Genomic DNA, 5,921 nt, shown 5'->3' on the forward strand with positions numbered 1-5,921 from the left:
GCTAAAATTAGCAAGTTAACTGTCCGTTTTAAAGACTAAAAGCCAAAAGACGCGGTAAATTGGATCCTGAACTCAAAAACTATAATCAGGAAATCAATAAAAGAAGAATCGGCATTGAGCATGTCTTTGGCAGCCTGAAAAACCTTCAAGATCCTTGCCGAACGTTATCGAAATAATAGAGGCAAAAGACTTGGTTTGAGATTCAATTTAATCGCTGGAATCTATAACCTGGAGCTGAGTAAAAAATGATTTATGAAAGAAGTCTATTGTTTTATCATGCAATAACAATCCAAGATTGATTTTATGAAGTGGTACGCCTAAGTTGCTCTAACTGAAGAATGTGTTGATTAATCTGATGATCCATATCGGGTAAAATTTGTCTTAAAAATTGACAATATGAAATTGCGTCATTCGCTGAAAGTGCGCCGGCCTTTACAAGTTGTTTTTGCTTGTCTAATAAATCACTTACCTGACGAAAATCAGGTTGTTGTCCTACACTCAATGAATTGCTGATTTCTTCAAAATCCTGATAAAGTCGGTCACGTTGTTGAATCAATTCTGCCTGATTTGGTACCGTCGCTGTATTTGCTTGAACTGGTGCGGCAAGTACCCGTTTTTTCTCTAATATAGTTTTAGTTGGAATCGGTTTTTCTTTTGGTTTTACTGTATTTGGTGGCGTTGTAGAAAGTGGTTTAAATATATAAACCACAATGATGAGTAACAAGGTCACAATAGATCCAATGATAAGACCAAGTCGTAGGGTGCTATTCATGCCAGAAATCCTGCTCTTGCATTTAAATTAAAAACAGACCCAATCTAAAATCAGGTCTGTTCAATTTATCAATTATCTGCCGATTGACCTGAATTACTTGGTTGACCAGCCAGCGGGTGCATAACCGATACGAACACGCTGTGGATGATTTCCTACAGGAACACTCAAAACCTTTTCACCTGTAGCAAAATCAATGACAGTAACGACATCAGTTGCACTCTCTGAAATCACACAGCTTTTTCCATCAGGAGTCTGCGTTGCCCAATATGGCTTCCCGGCAGCGATCAGCTTGCCAGCTTTCAAGGTAGAGCGGTCGACAATAGTCGCATAGTCATCCATGGTGCCTGCAACACATAATTTCTCGCCATCTGCACTAATGGATAATCCATGATGACGGGAGTCATTTACATATTTTGTCCGGTCAGACGGAATGGTAGAGCTGCCCGGTAATTGTCCAATACGAGTGACTTTATCCTGGTTTAAGTCATATTCGACCAAGCCATTAAAAAATGAAACCTGTGCATAAATTTTACTTTCATCGTTACTAAATACGATGGGACGGACAGCATTGGATAAATCCTTGCGACCGACTGCATCTAATGCAGGACGGAAATCAATTTTCTTGATCACTTTAAAAGTATTGGCATCGGCAATGGTAATGAACCGTTTACCCTTGGTGAAATCTTGCCATGATGCATCCATGGAGGTTTCTACATTTCCAATGGCTGAATTCAAAATTTTTGAGCCTCCACTAAAGAAAATGTTTTCATGTGGTTTGTCGCCAGTGGCAAAGCGCCCCAATTCCTTACCCGTATTGATATCCAGAACATGAACGACGTTACCTGAAGATGCAGATACAGCTAAGCGCTGACCATCTGGAGAAACGGCCATATGATCGGCACGGAAACCTTCAACAGGGGTACGCCAGTTGATCTTTCCCGTAGCAATATTGATAGACACCACATCTGCAAAACTTGGACGCGATGCAACCACTGACTTGCCGTCGGGAGTTGAGTACATGTCATCGACCAATTGATCGTTGCCTTCTCCAGCAGTGGCCTGAATATAAGTATAGGCAATCAGTTTAATTGGATTGAGGTGGATTTCCTTCAAACGCTCTTTGCGATCAGGAATCATGTTAATCACACCGATCTTACCAAAATCACCCGATGGACGAATGACGGTCACTGTTCCATCCCAGTTATTGCCAACAAAAAAAACTTGCTGACTATTTGGTGGAACAGGCATCGTTGGTGTAGCTGCATTTATACAAAGCGATGTGAGTGCTGTAGAAGCAAGCAAAACATGCGAAGTCCATTTAAAAAATAATTTTTTGTTTTTCATCTCATTTTTCCAGTTCAGTTCCATGAAAGTAATTTTTTATTCAAATTTTCATTACAGGCCAATACTTCTGTATTAGCAGAACAATAGAATAAGGAACTGATCAATAATTAACCATGATTACCCGACCATCAGACTAATAAATAATTTTTATATTCTGAATAAACTGGCTTATTTAATTAATGAATATCACATTTTATTTAATAGATATTTGAAATTGTTTATTTTATTTATAACTTCTTTTTGAGATTAAAAAGTTCAGGATAAGATTGAACAAATCTTTTGTAAGTACCAAAGGGAAGTGCAAAATTTATATTTTATTAAAATTTGTCATTACATTTATTGAAGCATTTAAAAGCTTAGAACATTATTCATCTCAGCCAGACAGAAATTGGAATATTAGTCTTAAAAGACATTTCATGAATTTGTAGAAGAAGAGGTGAATCATCTCTATAACTTGAGCAGGGGGTAAACTGAATGATATTAAAAATTTGTTTAAATCTTTATCCAATTTAATATAAATATGCATTGGAAATTGCAAAATACTACATGATATTTTTTATAAAAGCCGTAGTATAAAAATGATTTTATTGAGTTTCTAATGTTATGTCACAGATAGATGTTCTTGTTCCTTTGGCTGAGATTGAGGTGAATCGGGCTGAACTTCTCTCTATTCAGCGTAATGATCTAGTGCCTTTGCTGAATGATCAATATCGTCTGAATCATTATGCGGATCAACTTATTCAAGCCCAGTCAGTATTACTCAATGGGGTAGATCCACATCTTACCCAGCAACTCAGTTCCACGATTGAACAGTTGATTCAAACTTTGGCGGATTCAAAAAAATATTTAAAAGCACGCAAATTTAATGCCTTGCAAAAGTGGCTGGGGATCGACGTAGAATATGAGTCGGGACAGGTCGAATATTATAAAAACCTGGATCAATTGCTTAACCGTGCTAATCATTTAAGTCAAAAATTGCAAATCGAGATTCAAAAATCGCAAGCACGTTTTCAACAGTTGCTTGGACTTCGTGAACAAATGGCAAAATACATTCAGGCTGCGCAGGAGTTCTTGGGGGAATATCCAAAATTTGTCAAGAATCAGCATCCTCTGGATAATTTTTCAGAAAGGTTATCTAAAAAAATTAATACATTACAAACGTTGCAAGCCAGTAATGACATTGCAATTACACAAATGCAGTTATCTCAGCAACTTTCTTTTAGCTTGCTGGATCGGTTTAAAGAGGCGCAGCAGGTTTTGATTCCCGCATGGCAATATCATGTTAAACAAAGCAATCAAAGCAATTCGACAATTGAATTGGAAAAGCTGGATAATAGCCGAGAGAATCTGATTAAAACTTTAAGAAAATCCCTTCAGAAACCTACACATTAAACAGAATATTCAGGTGAAGTATGACCGATTTTGAACCCAAAGATCTCCCTGCTGAAGTAAGTACCGATATGGTTCAGCAAAAATTTCAGCAACTGAATTTACAGGAAATTGGTTTGCAGGATTCAGACTTTAATGAAGTGATGAATGCACGTAAAGAATTGTCTGCAATGAGCCATAACGCAGTCGCTGAATATGGTAAAAATATTGCTACCAAGACTTCAACTTATACCGATGAATTGTTGAATCTTGTGCAAAATAAAGATCTGGATGCCACAGGCCAAAAGTTAAATCAGGTGGTGCAGGTTGCAAAGCAGTTGAATACCAACAGTATTTTAAACAAGAAAAAGAGTTCGGGTTTCTTTGGTGGCTTGCTCAGCAAAATGAAAGGGGCCAAGCAAAGTTTCGATCAGAATTTTAATAGCACCAAAGAACAAATTGATGTTCTGGTTAACGAAATTGAAACTTCACAATCGGGACTTAAAAGTCGTGTGGATACCTTGGATAAAATGTTTCATGGTGTGCAAGACGAGTATAAACAACTGGGGATTTATATTGCTGCGGGGAAATTGAAAGAACAGGAAATTCAGCAGGAAATTGCAACTTTAAGTACCAAAACCCAAGATCAAACATCAGTGCAAAAGGTTTATGACCTGAATCATCTGGCCAATAATCTGGAAAAACGGGTCAGTGATTTACAGGTCTTGCAGCAATCGGCAATGCAAACCTTACCCATGATCCGAATTATTCAGTCCAATAATTTGATGTTGGTGGATAAGTTTTATGCGATTAAAAACATTACTTTACCTGCCTGGAAAAACCAGATCAGTTTGGCCATTTCCTTAAATGAACAAAAAAATAGTGTGCAACTTGCCAATAGCATTGATGATGCGACCAACGACCTGTTACGCCGTAATGCAGACTTGTTGCATCAAAACTCGGTAGATACTGCTAAAGCCAATCAACGTTCAGTAATTGATATTGAAACGCTTGAACATGTGCAAAATACCCTCATTAAAACAGTGAATGATGTGATTCAGGTGCAAAAAGAAGGCATGCAAAAACGTGCTGAAGCCACCACCCGCTTACGTGCTTTGCAGGAAAATTTGAATCATTTGGTTATAGAATCAAGTACCAGTGAAGTGAATAAATCTTAAGAATACGCTTAAGTTCATTGCTTGCACTTTAGGAGAAATCGTTTGCCTCCCTTAGATGAATATGCTGTGAATCCGCAACAGATCCAATCTGGTGTGGTGGCGCTGAAAAAGCGCCAACGCAAATTGAGCTTATTTTGCCTCACCAGTAGCACCGTTTTCCTTGCCTCAGTTGTGGCCTTATTTTTACAACATGATTTTATCTATAGTTTTTTTGGTATTACCACCGAATTGAAGCAATTGCATATGCCGGTGAGTGTAGATGCAAATCTTGCTGAACTCGGGCAGCATACCGATTATTTTACCAATCTGTTGTCATGGTTCGGCTGGCTGATTCTAAAACTATTTGTTTCTTTTGTTGGGGCATTTTTTGTCATTCATTTTTTAAAGAAAATGCACTTCTTCTATACGCGTTTTCAGTCCTTCATTTTGAAATTTGTCGGTTGGCTGGTTGCCTTTATTGTATTGTGGTCAAGCTTAACCTTTCTGCAATACGATCTAAATGATGATGCAAATAATGCTTATAGCGAAGCAATTCAATACGATAAAAATATTCAGCAAAGCGAATTGGCACAATATTTACAGCAGACTAATTTAGATAATCCCGTAAAGGCTTATTTACTTGCACAAGCCGCGTTGTTGCATAAACCCGTCGATAAAGATGCTGCCATTCCTCAGGTTCTGGCTTTGGTTAAAGCGGAAAAAACAGATCCTCATTTTATTGAATATGGATTTAAACCCGAACAATTGTGGACCATGCAGCATCAACTTTATGGAAAAACACTCACCCCGATGGCACAGAGTGTTTCGAAGCAAGTGGATCAGGCTGAGCAAATGAGCAATGTAGTCAATTTCTTGATTATTAGCATGCTTATTTTATCTGCAATTTTGAGCTTGATTTTATTTTTCTTATCGAACAATTTAAAAGGACGAGTGCTAAGAGTTGAACAGCGCATTAGATATTAAATGATGTAATTCAAAGCCCTTTACAGGGCTTTTATTTTTATGGGTGATTGTTTCATGCGCGTTGTTCAGAATTCATTGAAATGAGACGGAGCATATAGACGTTAGGATAAAAGGTTTTTAATTCAATAATCCGATCTTTATTATAAAAACAAACTGTTTCACCTATTCAGTCATTTATCCTAATATCGCTTTATTGAATAAGCATTTACTCCGTTGGAGACGTTAGCCATGTTAGACCAAAATACTTCAGCTCAGTTAAAAACACTTCTTGAACGCCTTGAAGGTCCGATTGAACT

5 protein-coding genes and 1 pseudogene are annotated in these 5,921 nt (G+C 37.5%); 4 read left to right on the forward strand and 2 right to left on the reverse strand.

What is annotated here, in order from left to right:
• Nucleotides 1-116 precede the first annotated feature (116 nt).
• Nucleotides 117-249, forward strand: a pseudogene (locus tag ACKI4H_RS11520) (IS5/IS1182 family transposase); the annotation flags it as partial.
• A gap of 52 nt (nucleotides 250-301) precedes the next feature.
• On the opposite strand, the gene ACKI4H_RS11525 reads toward ACKI4H_RS11520, so the two are convergent.
• Together ACKI4H_RS11525 and ACKI4H_RS11530 are read right to left on the reverse strand one after the other, a co-directional pair.
• On the reverse strand, nucleotides 302-772 hold the full coding sequence (locus tag ACKI4H_RS11525; protein ID WP_407305834.1) for a hypothetical protein: 471 nt from the start codon (nucleotides 770-772) through the stop codon (nucleotides 302-304).
• A gap of 93 nt (nucleotides 773-865) precedes the next feature.
• Nucleotides 866-2,116 carry a YncE family protein gene (locus ACKI4H_RS11530; protein ID WP_407305836.1) on the reverse strand — a complete coding sequence of 417 codons (1,251 nt, stop codon included), beginning with the start codon at nucleotides 2,114-2,116 and terminating at the stop codon, nucleotides 866-868.
• Nucleotides 2,117-2,719: 603 nt separating this feature from the next.
• On the opposite strand from ACKI4H_RS11530, the gene ACKI4H_RS11535 reads away from it, so the two are divergent.
• From ACKI4H_RS11535 to ACKI4H_RS11545, 3 genes are read left to right on the forward strand one after another with little or no spacing between them, the layout of a single operon-like run.
• Nucleotides 2,720-3,508 (forward strand): tellurium resistance protein, encoded by a 789-nt coding sequence (locus tag ACKI4H_RS11535; RefSeq protein ID WP_407305838.1) that lies wholly within the window; start codon nucleotides 2,720-2,722, stop codon nucleotides 3,506-3,508.
• 20 nt (nucleotides 3,509-3,528) lie between these two features.
• Nucleotides 3,529-4,662, forward strand: a complete 1,134-nt coding sequence (locus ACKI4H_RS11540; protein WP_407305840.1) for a toxic anion resistance protein — start codon at nucleotides 3,529-3,531, stop codon at nucleotides 4,660-4,662.
• Between the two features lie 42 nt (nucleotides 4,663-4,704).
• On the forward strand, nucleotides 4,705-5,625 hold the full coding sequence (locus ACKI4H_RS11545) for a hypothetical protein (protein WP_407305842.1): 921 nt from the start codon (nucleotides 4,705-4,707) through the stop codon (nucleotides 5,623-5,625).
• The last annotated feature ends 296 nt before the right edge of the window (nucleotides 5,626-5,921 follow it).

This window comes from Acinetobacter sp., from assembly GCF_045628685.1.
Lineage (GTDB): Bacteria > Pseudomonadota > Gammaproteobacteria > Pseudomonadales > Moraxellaceae > Acinetobacter.